This is a genomic window from Emticicia sp. (assembly GCF_043780375.1).
GTDB lineage: Bacteria > Bacteroidota > Bacteroidia > Cytophagales > Spirosomataceae > Emticicia.
Genome location: NZ_JAYWCU010000040.1, coordinates 1 through 3,017 on the forward strand (window position 1 = coordinate 1; position 3,017 = coordinate 3,017).

Here is a 3,017-nt window from a genome sequence, read left to right on the forward strand (position 1 = left end):
CTGTCAAACCAAAAGCCATTGCACCTTCTTCAATTTGTGGTTGTGCATCGGTTCGATCAAGTCCGATAACTGTAACTTTTGTCGTATCATTATAACCTGCTCCATCACAATCGAGGCTATAAACACATTGTTTCAAAGGGATAAGCGGATGTTCGGCATAATATTTACTACCCAATAAACCAATTTCTTCACCTGTATAAGCAATAAAAAGGATTGACCGTTTCGTTCTTTTTTGCGTAAAAGCCTTTACTGCCGACAAAATTGCGGTTGTCCCAAAAGCATTATCTCTTGCACCGTTGAAAATGGTATCACTTTCTGTTACTTTTCCACCTTTTTTGCCAGTTCCTACATGATCAAAATGTGCCGTTAAAACAATATATTCATTTTTCAGAACAGGGTCTGTTCCTTCCAAAACTCCCAAAACGTTATACGACAATACGGGCTTCTTTAAAACTTCGCTTACGTTTAGGCTCAAGTTTGTAAGTGATTCTTTAGAAAACTTTTTCAAATGAGTATTACTCACCCAGATATGTGGCATGTCTACATTTACTTGATTATCAGGGGCTAAACTTAGTTTTTCGCCACCCATAAAATTAGTAATTGCTCCCCACGGAAATTTTAAATTATATAATTGAACAAAAGCCGCTGCACCATTTTTAGCTGCAAATTCACCTTTTTTACCAGAGCCTATGATATTTTCGTAAGGGTCATCGCTATTTGGAACGCCAAATTGAGCGATAACGATTTTTCCTTTTACATCAAGGTCTTTGTAATCATTTTGTTTTTCATCAACCCAACCATAACCCACAAAAACTACTGGAAGATTAACTAATTTAGTTGATTTTCCAGACATCATTATAAAATCTTTGGTCCATCGTAGCGTATCATTTCCAACATAAACTTCTCCATTTTTGTTAGGCTTAATATTTTCAAAAGGCACTGGTTGCAAATAGTCTTTTTGGTTATTAGGTGTTTTCAAACCATGTAAACGAAACTGTTCGGCAATGTATCGAGCTATAACATTATTTGTAATTTCACCAGTTCGACGACCCAGCATTTCATCAGATGCAATGAAACGAATGTGTGCTTCAATTTCATTTTTAGACAAACTATATTCAGGCAATTTTCGGAACGCCGAACCGTTTATCTTTTGGGCATTAGCACCAAATAAAATAAATAATAGGGCAACTAAAAAGTAATTTCTTTTCATGATTTATAGATGTTTGTTTTTATTATTCTTGTAATAAATCTAATGCTTTTTGAACATCAGAAGTCGGTAGTTGACAGGTTTTATTGAAGCAGACGTAAATCGTAGTTTCACCGCTGATAGCGGTTCTATTTTTTAATAATGGTAGAGCAGAACACAACTCATCGGAATTTGTTTTAGTTCCTACAAAAACTGTATTTGGCAAATATTGAGCATCAATTAAAGACCTGATATTTAACAAATTATCACCTACAATTGCTATTTCTGCCGTAGGTGTTGCGTGTTGAGTAGCCAAACAAGCCCACTGAGTAACCCACTGCGGGTCGGTCAATATAATTCGTTTCATTTTTGCCAACATCAAATTACTAATTTCGATAAAGTCATTTCTTCGAGATGTCGAATCACCCAAAATCAATCCGAGATTATACAAATTGATTCCCATCATAGAGTTTGAGGCAGGAATTACATTATCAAAAATCTCTTTTTTACGAGCAATCAATTCTTCGCCTTGAATGTCAGTGAAATAGAAAAACTCATCTTCAGCATCGTAAAAATTAGCAATCACATAATCAGTTAGCATTTCAGCTTCTTGCAACCATTTTTCATCGAAAGTTACTTGATAAAGTGCTATATATGAATCTATTACGCTGGCGTAATCTTCCAAATAAGCTATTAAATTCGCCTTCCCATTTTTATAATTATGCCAAAGCCCCCTACCCTTACTTCCATCTTCAGTAGTTACTTTGATTGTCATTTTTTCGAGCAAAAAATGAGCATTTTGCAAAGCCAAATCTAAGAATTTTTGTGTACCAATGTAGCGATAAGCGTCAATTAATCCTTTGAGCATTAAGCCATTCCACGAACAAAGAATTTTATCATCCAACCCTGGGCGAACTCTTTTACTGCGATAATCAAATAATTTTTGTTTAATTTCATTTGTTAAAGGGAAACCATGCTTCATAAAATCTCGACTTTCCAAATGCACCACATTGTTTCCATGCTCCCAGTTTCCTTTTTGTGAAAAATCAAAGGTTTTACAAAATGAGTCGGCATCTTTTCCTAAAATTGCTTCAATTTCTGCTTTTGTCCAAACATAAAACTTTCCTTCTTCACCTTCACTATCAGCATCGAGAGCTGAGTAAAAACCACCTTCGTCACTCATCATTTCTCGTTCGAGCCAGTCGATAGTTTCCGTCACTTTTTCTTTGTAGAGATTATCACGAGTTAGTGCATAAGCCTCTGCATATAAGGAAGTTAGCTGACCATTGTCATACAACATTTTTTCAAAATGCGGCACTTTCCAATCTTCATCGGTCGAATAGCGAGTCCAACCACCACCGAGTGTATCATAAATGCCACCCAGTGCAATTCTATCAAGCGTCAGTTTCAAATGCTCCAAAGCTCGCTGGTCTTTCGTAACAGCATAATACCGTAACAAAAACTTCCAAATGCTTGGCATCGGAAATTTTGGACTGCGATTCATTCCGCCTTTTTCAAAATCAAAATCTTTGTGTAAACGATTAAATATTGTAATCAACTCTTGCTCAGAAACTTTCAATTCCTCATCCCCAATATTCATTTGATATTTTTCACTTTCTTTAACAACCATATTTTGGGTGAAACCATCAGCCGATTTTTGTAGTTTTTCACGCTCATTTTTGAATGCGTTACTGATACTTTCGACCAAATTTGCCCAGTTTTCCGCAGGAAAATACGTTCCACCATAAAAAGGTTTGGCATCGGGCATCAAAAAAACATTGAGCGGCCAACCACCTCGCAAACCCATTGCTTGCAAAGCATCCATGTAAAT

General features: G+C 36.1%; 2 protein-coding genes. Both read right to left on the minus strand.

Annotated features, from left to right (window positions below; all coding sequences use genetic code 11):
* The coding region (locus ACH2CJ_RS02960) for a M28 family peptidase (protein WP_394990597.1) at nt 1-1,210 on the minus strand (1,210 nt) is incomplete at its 3' end.
* Nucleotides 1,211-1,232: 22 nt separating this feature from the next.
* A partial coding sequence (locus tag ACH2CJ_RS02965; protein ID WP_394990599.1) for a thioredoxin domain-containing protein occupies nt 1,233-3,017 on the minus strand: 1,785 nt, incomplete at its 5' end.